Source organism: Roseomonas sp. F4, assembly GCF_053891155.1.
Genome location: NZ_JBSSHK010000005.1, coordinates 38,329 through 54,347 on the forward strand (window position 1 = coordinate 38,329; position 16,019 = coordinate 54,347).

12 protein-coding genes and 2 tRNA genes are annotated in these 16,019 nt (G+C 70.0%); 7 read left to right on the plus strand and 7 right to left on the minus strand.

What is annotated here, in order from left to right:
* Positions 1-2: 2 nt before the first annotated feature.
* Entirely contained in the window at positions 3-2,684 is a 2,682-nt protein-coding gene (locus tag ACVFYP_RS19905) for a valine--tRNA ligase (protein ID WP_499201964.1), read from the minus strand.
* 98 nt (positions 2,685-2,782) lie between these two features.
* On the opposite strand from ACVFYP_RS19905, the gene ACVFYP_RS19910 reads away from it, so the two are divergent.
* Positions 2,783-3,757, plus strand: a complete 975-nt coding sequence (locus ACVFYP_RS19910; protein WP_499201965.1) for a Bug family tripartite tricarboxylate transporter substrate binding protein — start codon at positions 2,783-2,785, stop codon at positions 3,755-3,757.
* Positions 3,758-3,789: 32 nt separating this feature from the next.
* On the opposite strand, the gene ACVFYP_RS19915 is transcribed toward ACVFYP_RS19910, so the two are convergent.
* The 3 genes from ACVFYP_RS19915 to ACVFYP_RS19925 all read right to left on the minus strand — a co-directional run bounded on the left by ACVFYP_RS19915 (position 3,790) and on the right by ACVFYP_RS19925 (position 6,544).
* Positions 3,790-4,383 (minus strand): DUF2497 domain-containing protein, encoded by a 594-nt coding sequence (locus ACVFYP_RS19915; RefSeq protein ID WP_499201966.1) that lies wholly within the window; start codon positions 4,381-4,383, stop codon positions 3,790-3,792.
* Between the two features lie 3 nt (positions 4,384-4,386).
* Complete coding sequence (locus ACVFYP_RS19920; RefSeq protein ID WP_499201967.1) at positions 4,387-5,772, minus strand: TolC family outer membrane protein; 1,386 nt, start codon at positions 5,770-5,772, stop codon at positions 4,387-4,389.
* 70 nt (positions 5,773-5,842) lie between these two features.
* Positions 5,843-6,544, minus strand: coding sequence for a protein-L-isoaspartate O-methyltransferase family protein (locus tag ACVFYP_RS19925; protein ID WP_499201968.1), 702 nt, complete (start codon positions 6,542-6,544; stop codon positions 5,843-5,845).
* Positions 6,545-6,721: 177 nt separating this feature from the next.
* Between ACVFYP_RS19925 and ACVFYP_RS19930 the strand changes: the two genes are divergently transcribed.
* Positions 6,722-6,792 (plus strand) — tRNA-Cys (locus tag ACVFYP_RS19930).
* 83 nt (positions 6,793-6,875) lie between these two features.
* Positions 6,876-6,950: transfer RNA gene (locus tag ACVFYP_RS19935), tRNA-Asn, on the plus strand.
* Positions 6,951-7,004: 54 nt separating this feature from the next.
* Here ACVFYP_RS19935 and ACVFYP_RS19940 read toward each other — a convergent pair.
* Entirely contained in the window at positions 7,005-7,604 is a 600-nt protein-coding gene (locus ACVFYP_RS19940) for a TetR/AcrR family transcriptional regulator (RefSeq protein ID WP_499201969.1), read from the minus strand.
* Between the two features lie 127 nt (positions 7,605-7,731).
* Between ACVFYP_RS19940 and ACVFYP_RS19945 the strand changes: the two genes are divergently transcribed.
* Together ACVFYP_RS19945 and ACVFYP_RS19950 are read left to right on the plus strand one after the other, a co-directional pair.
* Positions 7,732-8,958 carry an efflux RND transporter periplasmic adaptor subunit gene (locus ACVFYP_RS19945; RefSeq protein ID WP_499201970.1) on the plus strand — a complete coding sequence of 409 codons (1,227 nt, stop codon included), beginning with the start codon at positions 7,732-7,734 and terminating at the stop codon, positions 8,956-8,958.
* Between the two features lie 145 nt (positions 8,959-9,103).
* Positions 9,104-12,265: an efflux RND transporter permease subunit gene (locus ACVFYP_RS19950; protein ID WP_499201971.1), complete on the plus strand. Its 3,162-nt coding sequence runs from the start codon at positions 9,104-9,106 to the stop codon at positions 12,263-12,265.
* Positions 12,266-12,271: 6 nt separating this feature from the next.
* Here the strand turns inward: ACVFYP_RS19950 and ACVFYP_RS19955 are convergent, their stop codons facing one another.
* Positions 12,272-13,270, minus strand: a complete 999-nt coding sequence (locus ACVFYP_RS19955) for a Bug family tripartite tricarboxylate transporter substrate binding protein (RefSeq protein ID WP_499201972.1) — start codon at positions 13,268-13,270, stop codon at positions 12,272-12,274.
* 144 nt (positions 13,271-13,414) lie between these two features.
* Here ACVFYP_RS19955 and ACVFYP_RS19960 point away from each other — a divergent pair, with 144 nt between their 5' ends.
* The gene (locus ACVFYP_RS19960) at positions 13,415-14,284 is read left to right on the plus strand and encodes an ABC transporter substrate-binding protein (protein WP_499201973.1); all 870 of its coding nucleotides are present in this window, start codon (positions 13,415-13,417) and stop codon (positions 14,282-14,284) included.
* A 125-nt stretch (positions 14,285-14,409) separates the two neighbouring features.
* Positions 14,410-15,087, plus strand: a complete 678-nt coding sequence (locus ACVFYP_RS19965; protein ID WP_499201974.1) for an HAD hydrolase-like protein — start codon at positions 14,410-14,412, stop codon at positions 15,085-15,087.
* A gap of 3 nt (positions 15,088-15,090) precedes the next feature.
* On the opposite strand, the gene prpB is transcribed toward ACVFYP_RS19965, so the two are convergent.
* Positions 15,091-16,011, minus strand: coding sequence for a methylisocitrate lyase (gene prpB, locus ACVFYP_RS19970; RefSeq protein WP_499201975.1), 921 nt, complete (start codon positions 16,009-16,011; stop codon positions 15,091-15,093).
* Positions 16,012-16,019 lie beyond the last annotated feature (8 nt).

The following is a 16,019-nucleotide window of genomic DNA, read 5'->3' on the forward strand; positions in this document are numbered from 1 at the left end:
GCTCAGCCGGCGATCCGCGCCAGCGCCGCGTCCAGCCGCGCCATCTCGGCCTGGAAGGCGGCGAGGCGTTCGCGGTTCTCCTCCACCACCTCCTCCTTCGCACGGGCCACGAAATCGGCATTGCCGAGCTTGGCCGTGACCTTCGCCGCCTCGGCTTCGGCCTTGGCGCGGGCCTGGCCGAGGCGGGCGCGTTCGGCCGAGAGGTCGATGACATCCGCCAGCGGCAGCATCACCGTCGCCTCCCCTACCACCACCTGCGCCACGCCCTTGGGCACGGCACCTTCCAGCGGCCGCACCTCGGTGGCGCGGGCCATGCGGCGGATCACCTCGATCCAGGCCTCGGCGCGCGCCAGCGTGGTGCCGGAGGCGCCGGAGAGCAGCAGCGGCACGGTGATGGAGGGCGGCACGTTCATCTCCGACCGCACGCCGCGCACCTCGCCGATCAGCCCGACGAGCCAGTCCAGTTCCTCCCGCGCCGCCTCGGCGTCGGCCACCGGCACGGCGCCGGGCCAGGCGGCGCGGATCAGCGTGCATTCGGCGCCATAGCCGAATTCGGCGTGCAGGGCCTCGGTCATGAAGGGCATGGCCGGGTGCAGCAGCTTCAGGATGGTGCCGAAGACATGCTGCGCGGCGCCCTTCACCTCATCCTTCGCGGGGCCATCCGGCCCGTTCAGCACCGGCTTGGCGAATTCCAGAAACCAGTCGCAGAAGCTGCCCCAGACGAAGCGGTAGGCGGCGCCGGCATATTCGTCGAAGCGGAAGGCCTCGAGCGCCGCCGTCGCCTCAGCCACCGCGCGATTGCATCCGTCCAGAATCCACCGCGCCAGCGGCGTTTTCGCGCTGGCCGGATCGAAGGCGGGATCGGCCTTGATCCCGTTCATCTCCAGGAAGCGGGCCGCATTCCAGATCTTGGTGCCAAACGACCGGAAATCCTCGACCCGCTTGCGGCCGAGCTTCACGTCCCGGCCCGGCCCGGTCAGCGAGGCAATGGTGAAGCGCAGCGCGTCCGTCCCATAGGCCTCGATCAGCTCCAGGGGGTCCATGACGTTGCCCTTGGACTTCGACATCTTCTGGCCCTTCTCGTCACGGACGAGGCCATGGATGTAGACCTTCTCGAAGGGCACCTTCCCGTCCATGAAGTGCAGGCCCATCATCATCATCCGGGCGACCCAGAAGAAGATGATGTCGAAGCCGGTCACCAGCACGTCGCCGGGGTAGTATTTCGACAGTTCGGGCGTCTGGTTCGGCCAGCCGAGGGTGCTGAAGGGCCAGAGCGCGGAGCTGAACCAGGTGTCCAGCACGTCCGGATCGCGCACCAACTCCACATCCCGGCCAAACTTCGCCTTCGCCGCGGCGCGGGCCTCCTCCTCGGTCTTGGCAACAAAGACCTCGCCATCCGGCGCATACCAGGCCGGGATCTGGTGGCCCCACCACAATTGCCGGCTGACGCACCAGGGCTGGATGTCGCGCATCCAGGCGAAGAAGGTGTTTTCCCACTGCCTTGGCACGAAGACGGTCTGGCCGGTCTCCACCGCCTTGATGGCCGGCTGCGCCAGGGTCTTGGCGTCCACATACCACTGCATGGTCAGCCGCGGCTCGATCGGCACGCCGGAGCGGTCGCCATGCGGCACCTGGTTCACATGAGGCTCCACCGCCGCCAGCAGCTCCATCTCCTCCAGCTTCGCCACGATCGCCTTGCGGGCGGCGAAGCGGTCCTGGCCTTCCAGGCTGCGGACGAAGGCGTCCTCCGCCCAGGGGCCGGGAATCTCGGACAGCGTCACCTTGGCATCGGCATCGAGTACGGAGGGGCTGGCCAAGCCATGCCGGCGCCCGACCTCGAAGTCATTGAAATCATGCGCCGGGGTGATCTTCACCGCGCCGGTGCCTTTCTCGGGGTCCGAATAGGCATCCGCCACGATGGGAATGCGCCGGCCGGTCAGCGGCAGCACCAAGTGCTTGCCGACCAGATCGGCGTAGCGCGCATCCTCCGGATGCACGGCCACCGCCGTGTCGCCCAGCATGGTCTCCGGCCGGGTGGTCGCCACTGTCACGAAGCGGCCCGGCTCACCCTCCACCGGGTAGCGCAGATGCCAGATGCTGCCCTTCACCTCCCGGCTCTCGACCTCAAGGTCGGAGATCGCGGTCTGGAACACCGGGTCCCAGTTCACCAGCCGCTTGTCGCGATACAGCAGCCCCTGGCTGTGCAGCGTCACGAAGACTTCGCGGACGGCCTCGGACAGGCCCTCATCCATGGTGAAGCGCTCACGCGGCCAGTCCAGGCTGGCACCGAGACGCCGGAGCTGGCGGGTGATGGTGCCACCCGATTCCCGCTTCCATTCCCAGACATTGGCGAGAAAGGCCTCGCGCCCCATCTCGCGGCGCTTCAGCCCCTGAGAGGCGAGCAGCCGCTCCACCACCATCTGCGTCGCGATGCCGGCATGGTCCGTGCCCGGCTGCCACAGCGCGTCGCGGCCCTGCATCCGCCGGAAACGGGTCAGGATGTCCTGCACCGTCATGGTCAGCGCGTGGCCGATATGCAGGCTGCCCGTGACATTGGGCGGCGGGATCATGATGGTGAAGGGCTTGGCCGCACTCTCGGGATGAGCGGCAAAGGCGCCTGAATCCTCCCAGCCCTGATAGAGGCGGGGTTCGATGGCGGCGTGGTCGAAGGTCTTGTCGAGCATGCGGCATCCCTTCCCCGCCGGCCGGCTTCCGTCAAGGGGCGGCTGGACGTCGGCAGGCCTGCGGTTCATACGGGCCAGATCGGGTTGGGAACATCAAGATGCTCAGAATTGGTCGCCGTCCGCTGCTGGCGGGGCTCGCCGCCACCTCCCTCACCGCGCCGGCCCTGGCGCAGGCGCCCTGGCCGAATGGCCCGATCCGCATCGTTGTCCCCTTCCCGCCCGGCGGCAGCGTGGACACCGTGACCCGCCTGCTGCAGCCGCGCCTGACGGCGGAACTCGGCGTGCCGGTGGTGATCGAGAACCGCCCCGGCGCCTCCGGCGCCCTCGGCACCGCCACCGCCGCCCGGGCGCCAGCGGATGGCAATACATGGGTGACGGTGTTCGACAGCCATGCGGTCAACCCGTCCTTCATCAGCAATCTCGGCTTCGACCCGAAGCGCGACCTGGTGCCCATCATGCTGATCGGCACGGCGCCGATGCTGATCACCACCCATAATTCCCGCCCCTGGCGGCGGCTGGAGGAGGTGATCGCTGCGGCCAAGGCGGCACCCGATACCATCACCTATGGCAGCATCGGCGTCGGCAGCCTGTCGCACCTGACAATGTCGCTGATGCAGCAGCGCGGCGACTTCAAGATGGTGCATGTGCCCTATCGCGGGGGCGGGCCCATGAGCGCCGCGGCGGCGGCCGGCGAACTCGACCTGCCAATGGCCAGCAATGCCGGCCTCGGCGGCCAGGTCGGACAGACCCTGCGCCCGCTGGCGCAGACCGGCGGCCAGCGCTCCGCCCTGTTCCCGGACCTGCCGACCGTATCCGAATCCGGCGTGCCGGGGATCGATGCCAAGGCCTGGTGGGCGATTCTCGGCCGGGCCGGCACGCCGGAACCGATTCAGCGCCGCTTCCATGCGGCGCTCGCCAAGGCGCTGGAAGTGCCGGAAGTCCGCGCGCGGCTGGCGAGCCCGATGGGTGTGGAGATCGTGGGCTCCACGCCGGAGGAATTCGGGACCTTCCTGGACCGCCAGATGGAGACCTGGGCGGCGGTGATCCGGGACAACCAGATCAAGCCGGACTGAGCAGCGAGCGGGGCTCTGCCCCGCCGCGACTTTTAAGGCGCGGCGCGTCCTATGACGCGCTCAATCTCGACGCTGACCAGCCGCTCAACCAAAGGCGGCAGATGCTGGTCGAGCCAGGCCTTCAGCAGCGGCCGAAGCTCCTCCCGCACCACATCCTCGATCGACGGGCCGCCACGATGCACCGGGGCGTTGCGCTCCTGCGCCACGCTGCGCAGCAGGGAGGCGAGGGTTGCCGTGGTGGCGGCAGCGACCGCCGGAGCGACCAAAGAGTCGAGGGCGGGTGCCGGCTGCACGGGCATCGGCGTCGGTGCCCGCGGTGGCGGCACTTCCACCATCGGCGGCACCGCAACGGGTGCGGAGATGATCGGGGCCGCGATCTCTTCCGGCTCGGCCTCAGGCTCCGGCTCGGGCTCCTCCGCGACCACCGGCGGTTCGGGTGGCGCCGGCGGGGCGGCGACCAGCATCGCCTCGGTCAAATCCAGCGGCTCCGGCTCCGCGCCGGCCGCGGCCTGGCCTTCCTGCGCCTCATCCTCGTTCAGGATGCGGCGGATGGAAGCCAGGATGTCATCCATGGCGGGGTCGGAGGCACCACCACCCGGACGCCCGTTCGGACCGCCGCCGCTCATGCCTCAGCGCCCCTGTTCGGCGTAGTCGCCGAAGCCGACCCAGCGGTTCCGGACCTCACGGTAGTAGGCCTCCATGTCATAGATCTGCACCGGCAGGTTGAGATCCCGCGCAGTCAACCGGCCGACCGAGGCCGCCAGGCTGTGCGAGGCGGTGATGACATTGGCCAGCGCCCGCACCAGGCTGACGCGGGCATTCAGCAATTCCTGCTCGGCGTTCAGCACGTCGAGCGTGGTGCGGCTGCCGACGATGGCCTCCCGCTGCACGCCGTCCAGCGCGATTTCGGCGGCGCGGATCTGGGCGCGCACGCTTTCCACCTGGGCGCGCGCGGAGGTCAGCGTTTCCCAGGCCGAGGTCGCCTGCTGGCTGGCAGCGCGGCGCTGGTCGCTCACGATCTGCCGCGCCTGCTGCGCGGATTGCCGCGCCTGGCGCACCTGGGAATATTCCGAGCCGCCCTGATACAGCGGCACGGTCAGGTTGGCCGTCACCTGGCTGCCGGTGGCGCGGGTATCCGGCGCCGTGCTGTTGTCGTTGCGGAAGGTGGAGCCGTTCAGGCTGACCTGCGGCAGCAGGGAGGAGAAGTTCACATCCACCAGATCGCGCGCCGCGGCCTCATCGAACAAGGCGGCCACGACATTCGGGTTGTTCTGCCCGGCCAGCGTGCCGGCCTCTGCCGCATTCGCCAGCGGCACCCGCAAAGGCTGCGGCGCGACCAGGCGCTGCGGCGCCTGGCCGACGAGGCGCGCGAAAGTGGCGCGGGACTGCTGCAGCCGGCCTTCCGCATCGGCGCGGGAGGCGCGGGTACCGGCCAGCCGGCTTTCCGCCTGGGCGACGTCCGTGCGGGTGATCTCGCCCACCCGGAAGCGCTCATTGGTGGCCTGGAGCTGGCGCGTCAGCACCTGCTCGTTGTTGATGTTGAGGCGCACCTCCTCCTGGTCCCGGATCACGGCGACATAGGCGTTCACCGTGTCGGACAGCACCTGCTGTTCGGTCGCCAGCAGGCGCGCGCGCTGCGCCAGCACCTGGTTTTCCGCCCGGCGGGTGGAGGCGGTGGTGCGGCCGCCGCGATAGAGCGGCTGGCTGACGCTGCCCTGGATCGAGGCCGTGTCGCGGTCGAGCCCGACCCGGCTGCCGGTGGCGGTGCTGGTGCTGCGGCCCTGGGCGGTGCCGACGCTGCCGGCCACCTGCACCGTGGGGCGCCAGCCGGCCAAGGCCTGCGGCACATTCTCGTCCACTGCGCGCAGCTGGGCGCGGGCGGCCTGCAAGGTCGGGTTGTTGGCATAGGCCAGGGCGAGCGATTCCTGCAGCGTCTGGGCCGCGGCCGGGGCGATCAAGGCGGGCGGCGCCATCAGAAGCGTGGCGAGCGCCAGGGTCGAACGGTCGAACATCATCGTTTGGCGACTCCTACGGCCCGCAAGGCAAGGCGGGGCGGCCGGATGACCGGCCGCATGGCAAGACGACTTAGAATACGAAGCCCGGCGCTGGCTGGAACTGCGGCAGCGGCAGCGTGGCGCAATCAAAGGCATCCGTCACGCTGAAGCTGCCGCCGGAGTGCAGCCCGAGCACGGCGCGGGGGGACAGGCCACGATTCGCACCGGCCAGCACGGTGGCCAGCCGGCCGCCCTCGGCGAGCTGGGCCGCGATCCGCTCCGGCACCGCGGGAATTTCGCCCTCGATCAGGATGGCGTCATAGGGGGCACCGGTCGGGTGACCGGCCAGCGGATCGTGGCGCAGCAAGGTCACTGACCCGGCGGGCAGCAGGGCGGCGAAGGCCGCCTCCGCGATCGCGGCGAGGGCCGGGTCCGATTCGACCGCGACCACGCGCGCGCCGCAGCGCGCCGCGACGGCGGCGGTGTAACCGGTGCCGGCGCCCAGCACGAGCATCCGGTCGCCTTCCCGCAGCCGCAGCAATTGCAGCAGCCGGGCGACGGCCATCGGCTCCATCAGCGCGCGGCCACCGGGCAGGCGCACATCCTCATCGGCATAGGCCCGAGGCGCCAGCGCGGGCGGCAGGAAAGCCTCCCGCGGCAGGTCGCCCATGGCGGCCAGCAGCGCCGGGTCGGTGACTTTGTTCGGCCGCAACTGGCCATCCACCATGAAGCGGCGCGCCGCCGCCATGTTGGAATCGGAGGGAAAAATCATCGCCGCGCGATCCAGGTCCATCACCGCCGCCTTGTCCATGTCCGCGCTTATACGAGCCGCCCGCCCGCCGGCCAAGCAGCACTTCCGCGTCGCAGCATGCGCCCCAAACGCTTAACCGCGCTTGACCGAAGCCGCGCCCTGCCGGATAGAGGCGCCGCTTCGTCATGCGCGGTTTCGCATGTCAGGGGCACCATGCTTGGCCGCGTGGCAGAGTGGTGATGCAGCGGACTGCAAATCCGTATATGCCGGTTCGATTCCGGCCGCGGCCTTTCCTTCCCCGCCCCTACCGACAATCGTCGCGGGGCGGGTTTACCGAGGCCGGGGTGCTTGCTATAGCCCGGCCACTGGCTGATCCGGCGTGGCGCAGCGGTAGCGCAGCGGACTGTTAATCCGTTGGTCGTTGGTTCGAATCCAACCGCCGGAGCCATTACTCTCTCCCCCAGCTGCATGATCCCGACCTCGTCGGCAGGCGTCGCGCGACTCATGCGGGTGGCAGCGCCGCATCCAGAAGCGAGGTTGCGCCCTGGCGCAGCACCTTCGCCGCGCGTTCCGACCCCAGATAGGAAGACGATGCCCAGGCGCCGTCGAACAGCAGCGCCAGCGTATCGGCCAGCAGTTCCGGCGGCTCGGCGCCGGCCGCACGGGCCAGCTCCACCATTCCGGCGCGCATCTGCGCCTTGCACTGCGCCACAAGGCGATGCGTGGGGTGGTCGGGGTCGGGGAATTCGGCCTGGGCCAGCAGCATGGGGCAGCCGCGTTCGGCCCCCAGCGCCACCTTGGCGGCGGCCGCCTCCACCATCGCCCGCAGCTTGGCAGCCGGCGTCTCCGCCCCCGCCGTGACCTCCGCGAACCAGGCGTCGTAGGTCGCCGCATCCTCCGATAGCACGGCGGCCACCAGCGCATCCTTGCTGGGGAAGCTGCGATACAGGCTCATCTTGGTGGCATCCGCGGCGCGGCACACCTCCTCGATGCCAGTGGCGCGGATGCCCTGGCGGTAGAACAGGTCCTTGGCGGCGCTCTGGATGCGCTCGGCGGCCTTGGGTTTTGTGCCCCCCGGCTGGGGGACCGTAACATCGCCCATGCTGGTGTCCTTCTCCCGCCGCGGCGGTGATTTGTGCTGCGGCGCAAAATCGCCCCTTGATGTTACTGACCGGTCACATACACTATGTGACGAACCGGTCGGTATCATCCGGCCCTGGAGATTGGCCATGTCACCCCATCCGCGCAAGTCCTCCGCCGCGGCGCAGGGCCAGAATATCCCCGAAAGCCCCTGGTTTTCGTGGCTCGCCCGCACCCTTCGTCCTTCCACCGCCGCCGGCCTGGCCTTGATGGCCTCCACCGCCCTGGTGCAGCCCGCTGCCGCCCAGGCCCCGCCGGCGGCACCTTCCGTCACCGTTGCCACCCCCCTCACCCGCCCCGTCGCGCAATGGGACGAGCACACCGCCCGCATCGAGGCCTCCGCCAGGGTGGAGCTGCGGCCGCGCGTCTCTGGCCAAGTGGCGCAGGTGCATTTCCGCGATGGCGCCGCGGTGCGCACCCGGGATCTGCTGTTCACGCTCGACCAGCGCCCCTTCCAGATCGCGGTCGACACCGCCCAGGCGGAGCTGGCCCGCACCGAGGCGCGGCTGACGCTCGCCCAGCAGCAGTTGCAGCGCTACGCGCCGCTGGCGGCTCAGCGCATCGCCCCGGAATCGGAACTGGACACGCGCCGCTCCTCCCTGCGCGAAGCCCAGGCCGGCCTCGCCGCCGCCCGCGCGGCGCTGCGCCAGGCGGAGCTGGATCTGGAATTCACCGAAATCCGCGCCCCGCGCCCTGGCCGCGTCAGCGACCGCCGCGTTGATGCTGGCAATCTGGTGCAGCAGGGCGAGACCTTGCTGACCACGCTGCTCACGCTCGACCCCGTCTATGTCACCTTCGACGCCAGCGAGGCGCAGTATCTGCGCTATGCTCGCGCCGCCATGGGCGGCATGCGGCCGAATGGGCAGCAGACCGGCACGCCGGTGCAGCTGCGGCTGCTGGACGAGACCACCTACACGCATGAGGGGCAGCTCGACTTCGTCGATAGCGGCTTCGACGCGCGCAGCGGCACCATCCGCGGCCGCGCCGTGGTGTCCAACCCGAACCTGCTGCTGACCCCCGGCGGCTTCGCCCGGCTGCGGCTTTTCGCCGGTGACGGCCAGGCGCTGATGGTGCCGGATGCGGCGGTGCTGGCGGACCAATCCGGCCGCATGGTGCTGACCGTGACGGCGGAAGGCACGGTGGCGCCCCGCCAGGTGCAGCTCGGCCCGCTGGTCGATGGGCTGCGCGTGGTCCGCAGTGGGCTGGGGCCGGAGGACCGGGTGATCATCGGCGGCCTGCACAGGGCTCGCCCCGGGACCCATGTGACCGCCGAACAAGGCCGCATCGGGCCCAGCCCGCTCGCCTCAGCCCAATGATGCCGACGGCCCCGATAGGCCGCGAAGGCACGCCTTCGGCGTGACAAATCTGAACCGCCGGGGGCCGGTCCCGCCCCCGATCTTGCGACGCCTTCGACCCCCGGGTGAACCCCGCCGGCCGTATCGCGCCTGAGGAATCCGAGCCGTGCGCCTCGCCCGCTTCTTCATCGACCGCCCGGTCTTCGCCGCGGTCCTGTCCATCGCCATCACGCTGGTCGGCGCCATCGCGGCGCTGCGCCTGCCGATCGCTGAATATCCTGAGATCGCGCCGCCCACGGTGCAGGTCACCGCGACCTATCCCGGCGCCTCCGCCGAGACGGTCGCGCAGACCGTCGCCGGGCCGATGGAACAGGAGATCAACGGCGTCGACGGCATGCTCTACCTCTCCTCGCAATCCACCGGCGATGGCCGGGTCGCGATCAGCGTGGTCTTCCGCCAGGGCACCAATATCGACCAGGCCCAGGTGCTGGTGCAGAACCGCGTCGCCGTCGCCGAGCCGCGACTGCCCGAGGAGGTCCGCCGCCTTGGCATCACCGTGCGGAAGGCCTCGCCCGACCTGCTGATGGTCGTGCACCTCACCTCCCCGGATGGCAGCCGCAGCCCGGACTACGTCTCCAACTACGCCACGCTGACCATCAAGGACCGCCTGGCGCGGCTCGATGGCGTCGGCGATGCGCAGATGTTCGGTGCGCGCGACTATGCCATGCGCGTCTGGCTCGACCCGGATCGCCTCGCCGCGCGCGGCCTGGCGCCGGGCGAGGTGGTGGAGGCGCTGCGGCGGGCCAATGCGCAGGTCGCGGCCGGCGCCATCGGCCAGGCGCCCCGCGCGGCGGAGGCAGGCGCCTTCGAGATCAGCGTGCAGGCGCTGGGCCGCCTGACCTCGCCCGAGCAGTTCGATGAGCAGGTGGTCGGCACCGGCACCGGCGGCGCGCCGATCCGTCTGCGTGACGTGGCGCGGACCGAGATCGGCGCCGCCGACTATTCGATGAACGCCCTGCTGAACAACCAGAACGCCATCGCCATCGGCGTCTTCCAGCGCCCCGGCAGCAACGCCCTGGCGACCGCGGATGCCATTCGCGCGACGATGGAGGAAGCCGCCCGCAGCTTCCCGACCGGCATCAGCTACAGCATCGTCTACGACACCACCGGCTTCATCGCGCAGAGCATGGAGGCGGTGCTGGTGACCTTCGCCGAGGCGATCGTGCTGGTGGTGCTGGTCGTCATCCTGTTCCTGCAGAACTGGCGCGCCGCGCTGATTCCGCTGCTGGCAATTCCGGTCTCCATCATCGGCACCTTCGGCGCGCTGCTCATCATGGGCTTCACGCTGAACACGCTGACGATGTTCGGCCTGATCCTGGCCATCGGCATCGTCGTCGATGACGCCATCGTGGTGGTGGAGAATGCCGAGCGCCACATGGCCGACGGGCTGCCGCCGCTGGAGGCCGCCCGCAAGACGATGGACGAGGTCGGTTTCGCGCTGATCGCCATCGCCCTGGTGCTGGTCGCGGTCTTCGTGCCGACCGCCTTCATCACCGGCATCTCCGGCGACTTCTACCGGCAGTTCGCAGCGACGATCTCGGTGGCGACCATCATCTCCGCCATCGTCTCCCTGACCCTGTCGCCGGCGCTGGCCGCGCGGTTGCTGAAGCCGCATGGGCATGCGCCCCAGCGTGGTGGGCTGTTCAAGCCGATCGGCCTGTTCTTCCGCGGCTTCAACTGGGTCTTCGACCGGATGTCCTTCGGCTACGGGTCGCTCACCCGCCGCCTGGTGCGGCTGCCGGTGATCCTGATGCTGATCTATGGCGGCCTGCTGGCCTGGACCGGCAGCACGGTGCTGAGCACGCCGACGGGCCTCATTCCGCAGATGGACCGCGGCTACGTCATCGCCGCCTTCCAGCTTCCCCCCGGCGCCAGCATCAGCCGCGCGGATGCGGTCGTGCGCCGGGCCTCGGATACCATCCTGGCCACCCCCGGCGTCGCCGATGCGGTCGCCTTCGTGGGCTTTGATGGTGCCACCTTCACCAATGCGCCCAATACGGGCGTGGTCTTCGCCACCATGAAGTCCTTCGAGGAACGCGCCGCGATGGGGCTGACCGGCAACGGCATCCTGGCCGATCTCCAGGCCCGGGTGATGGGCGACATGGATGCGCAGGTGCTGGTGATTCCGCCGCCGCCCGTCCCGGGCATCGGCACCGGTGGTGGCTTCAAGCTGATGATCCAGGACCGCGCAGGCCTCGGCCCGCAGGCGCTGGAACGGGCGGTGTGGCAGGTGCTGGGCCAGGCCAATGGCGCGCCCGGAATCGCCTTCGCCTTCAGCCTGTTCAACACCTCCACCCCGCAGATCCGCGCCGATATCGACCGCACGCGGGCGGAGATGCTGGGCGTGCCGATCTCCCGCGTGCATGAGGCGCTGGGCATCTATATGGGCTCGGCCTTCGTCAACGACTTCAACCTGCTCGGCCGCACCTGGCGCGTGACGGCGCAGGCCGACATGGCGCACCGGATGGATGTGGAGGATCTGGCGCGCATCCGCACCCGGAGCGACAGCGGCCAGATGGTGCCGCTGGGTTCCATCGCCACCTTCCACGAAACCTCCGGCCCCTACCGCATGCCGCGCTACAATCTGTATCCGGCGGCGGAGGTGCAGGGCGCGGCGCTGCCGGGCATTTCCACCGGCCAGGCCATCGCGGCGATGGAGGAAGTGCTGCGCAACCTGCCCGAGGGCTTCAGCTACGAATGGACCGAGCTCGCCTTGCAGGAGAAGATCGTCGGCAACACCGCGCCGATCGCCTTCGCCATGGCCGTGGTCTTCGTCTTCCTGGTGCTGGCGGCGATGTATGAAAGCTGGCTGCTGCCGCTGGCGGTGGTGCTGATCGCGCCGATGTCGGTGCTGGCGGCGCTGCTGGGCGTGGGCTTCGCCGGGCTCGACAACAACGTGCTGGTGCAGGTCGGGCTGGTGGTGCTGGTGGGCCTGGCCGCGAAGAACGCGATCCTGATCGTGGAATTCGCCCGCGCGGCGGAAATCGCCGGCGCTACCCGCTGGGAAGCGGCGGCGGCGGCGGCACGGACCCGGCTGCGGCCGATCCTGATGACCTCGCTCGCCTTCATTCTCGGCGTGCTGCCGCTGACGGTGGCGACCGGGGCCGGGGCGGAGATGCGGCAGAGCCTCGGCGTGGCGGTGTTCTACGGCATGCTGGGCGTGACCCTGTTCGGCCTGCTGTTCACGCCGGTCTTCTACGTGGTGGCCCGCGCCATGGCCCGGCGCCGCGCGCCGGCGCCCACGGCCGCGGTGCTGCCGGCGGAGTAGCCTGCCTCAGCCCAGGATGCGGGTGGCGTCCAGCGTTTCGCCCACCGCCCGCCAATCCTGGGCCACCAGCCCGGTCAGCTCCGCCAATGATTTATGACCGGCGCGCAGCCCGAGCCGGTCGATCAGGGTCGCGACGGCGGGCTGGCCGATTGCCGTCCCGATGGCGGCGTTCAGACGTTCCCTCACCGGGTCCGGCGTGCCGGCGGGGGCGAGGAAGGCGTACCAGAAGGACAGCGGCCAGTCGCTGACCCCGGCCTCCGCCAGGGTCGGCACCTCCGCCACCGCCGGCCAGCGGGTTTCGGAGATGGCGATCAGCGGGCGCATCTGGCCGCTCTGCGCGAAGCTCAGCGTATTCGGCCCCATCACCGCATGCGCCTGGTCGCCGAGCACGGCGTTGATCGCGGGCACGATCCCCGCGAAGGGCGCGTGCAGCAGGTCGATGCCCAGCCGCTGTTGCAGCAGCGCCCCGGCGATATGGCCATAGGACCCGACGCCCGGTGAGGCATAGACCAGGTCCCCCGGCCGCTGCCGCGCCAGCGCCGCGAATTCCTCCAGCGTCGTCACCGGCAGGTTCCGGTTGATGGTCAGCAGATTATAGGCGTCGCCCAGGAAGGCGACCGCCGCCAGGTCCCGCCGCGGATCGAAGCGGAGCTGGGACACGCGCGGTACCATGGACAGCGTCGCATTGTTGGCGATCAGCAGCGTATGGCCATCCGGCCGCGCCGCGATCACCTGCTGCGCGCCGATGCCGCCGCCGACACCGGGCCGGTTCTCCACCACGACCGACACCTCGAGCGAGGTCTGCAACGACTGGGCGATGGCGCGGGTGATGCCGTCGCTGACGGCGCCGGCCGGGAATGGCGCGACGATGCGGATCGGCTGGCTCGGCCATCCGGGCGCGGCCTTTGCCGGGCAGGCCAGGCTGGCAGCACCCAGCAAGGAGGCGCCGAGCAGGGCGCGGCGCGGCAGGCCGGCGGCGACGGGGCGGGAGGCAGATCGGGACATGGCCAACTCCGGGCGGAGGCGGCAGGCCGAAATCACGATCGGCCCGCGCGGATTTAAACGCGCGGATTCGTAATTTACGTATCATGCGTTTACAAGACGTGAATCCGTGATATCCATCCTCCAGTACCGATGAATGGAGGACCTATGTCCGACGCAACCCTTCCCGTGATCCGCATCGCCCCCAATGGCCCGGTCTTCGACCTGCCGATCCTGGTCGCCCTGGAACACGACCTGTTCCGCAAGAACGGCGTGGAGGTGGTGCTGGCCACCACCTACGACCCCGACCTCAGCGACGCGGATGCCTTCGCCCGCCAGAAGGAAGCCCTGTTCGAGGCCGGCGGTGCCAGCGCCTACAACCTCTGCGAATGGGCCGGTCTCGACCGGTCGGAGCGCGGCAGCCGCACCTCCCGCGTCGCCTCCCTCCGCCCGGCCGTCGCCGCCCAGGGGCTGGTGACCTTCGACACGGCGCTGCGGGAGCCGCGGGACCTGGCCGGGGTGGCGGTGGCCATCAACGACCGGACCGGATCGCACTACACCGCGCTGCAATTGCTGGAAGGCCCGCTGGCGCGTTCGGAGATCGTGCTGGAGCATCTGGGCTCCCCCAAGGCGCGCTACGCGGCGCTGAAGGACGGCAAGGTACGCGCGGCGATGCTGATGGAGCCCTTCCTCAGCCTGGCGCTGAAGGAGGGTGCGCATCTGATTGCCACCATCTTCTATCGTGGATCCCAGGTGATCTCGCCCGACCTGCCGCAGGCGGCTGTGGAGGGCTATACCCGCGCGGTGGATGAGGCGGCGCGGCTGATCACCGCGGATTTCGCCCGCTACAAGCACTACATCGCCGCCCCGGTGAAGGACCGCCTGAAGCCGGAGGAGGTGGCCGATCACTTCGTCCACTACGCCCCGTCCCGCCCGCTGGATGAGGCGCGCTTCACCTATGTCTATGAGTGGATGCGCGGCTGGGGCCTGACCGAGGGCCAGCGCGGCTTCGGCGATCTGGTCGCCGCCGCGGCCTGAGAGCGGGGCCGATCGCGCACCCCGCCGGATCGTGATCCGCCCTTCCCCCGGCCCAGCTATTGCGGGGGGCCGAGGGAATGGGCATGGAACCCCGGTCGGCAATCACAACAGGGTGCGCATCACGCGTGGACGGGCGGATCGAAGTTGGGGCAGCCGCAGCCGCGTTGGGCGGCCAGGCCCGTCCCCGCCTGGTCCTGTTCGACCTGGACGGTACGCTTGCGGACAGCCGCGCCGTGATGTTCGAGGCGCTGGACCAGGCCGCGCGCCATTTCGGCTTCCATCGGGTGACGGAGGCCGAGGCGGAGGCGCTGCGCGACCGGGACGCCCGCAGCATCCTGCGGGTCCTCGGTGTGCCGCTGTGGAAACTTCCGCGCATCGCCGCCCATATCAAGGCCTGGGCCACCGCCGCGCCGCCCCCGCCGCTGTTCCCGGGCGCCACGGCGATGCTGGCCCAGTTGCATGAGGCAGGGGTGACCCTGGCGCTGGTCTCCTCCAATTCCGAGGTCAATGCCCGCCGCGCCCTGGGGCCGGAAGCGGCGGCGCTGATCGCCCATTGGGCCTGCGATGCCAGCCTGTTCGGCAAGGCTGGACGCTTCCGCCAGGTGTTGCGCCGCGCCGGTGAGACCCCCCGCGGCGCCATCGCCATCGGGGACGAGCTGCGCGACATCGCCGCCGCGCGCAGCGCCGGCCTGACCGCCGGCGCCGTGGCCTGGGGCTACGCCCTGCCCACCGCGCTGGCGGCCGCCGAACCGGATATCCTGTTCGGCAGCATGGCCGAGATCCCGGCCTGGTTCGGCGTGTAGCCTTTACGCCTGCGGCATCCCTTCCGGGATCACGGTGGCGACCAGGCTGGAATCCAGCGCCTCATACTCATGGTAGCCGATGGTGGCGTAGAGCTCGGCGCGGGTCTGCATACGGTCCAGCATCTTCATCGTGCCGCCGTCGCGGTTGATGGCGGCGTAGAGGTCCTCCATCGCCTTGGCGGCGACGCGCAGATGGCTGACCGGCCAGATCACCATGGCATAGCCCAGCTCCTCGAACTCCTTCGCGGTGAAGAAGGGCGTGCGGCCGAATTCGGTCATGTTGGCCAGCAGCTTCACCCCCGGCATGCGGCGGGCAAACTCGGCGAACATGTCGCGGGTGACGAGGGCTTCCGGGAAGATCGCGTCGGCGCCGGCCTCAAGATACAGCTTGGCCCGCGCCACGGCGGCATCCATGCCCTCGCTCGCCACCGCATCGGTGCGGGCGATGATGTACAGATGCTTGCGGGCCTTGCGGGCGGCGGCGACCTTGGCCGCCATGTCGCGGGCATCGGCCAGCTTCTTGTCGTTCAGATGGCCGCACTTCTTCGGCAGAAGCTGGTCTTCCAGATGCACGGCGCCGGCGCCGGCCTCCTCGAACACCCGCACCATGTGCATGACGTTCAGCGCCTCGCCATAGCCCGTGTCGCCATCCACCAGGATCGGCAGGCCGGAGGCGCGGGCGACCTGGCGGATGAAGAAGGCCACCTCATCCACCGTGATCATGCCGAGGTCGGGCAGGCCCATGGTGGCAGACATGGCGGCGCCGGACATGTAGAGCGATTCGAAGCCGGCCTTCTTCGCCAGCAGCGCGGCGATGCCGAGATGCGCGCCCGGCATCTGCAGGATCTGCGGCCGATCCAGCAGGGCGCGGAAACGCACCCCCGCGGGGGCGTCAGGCAGGTCGTTGGCGATTACATAGGGCATGGCGGGCT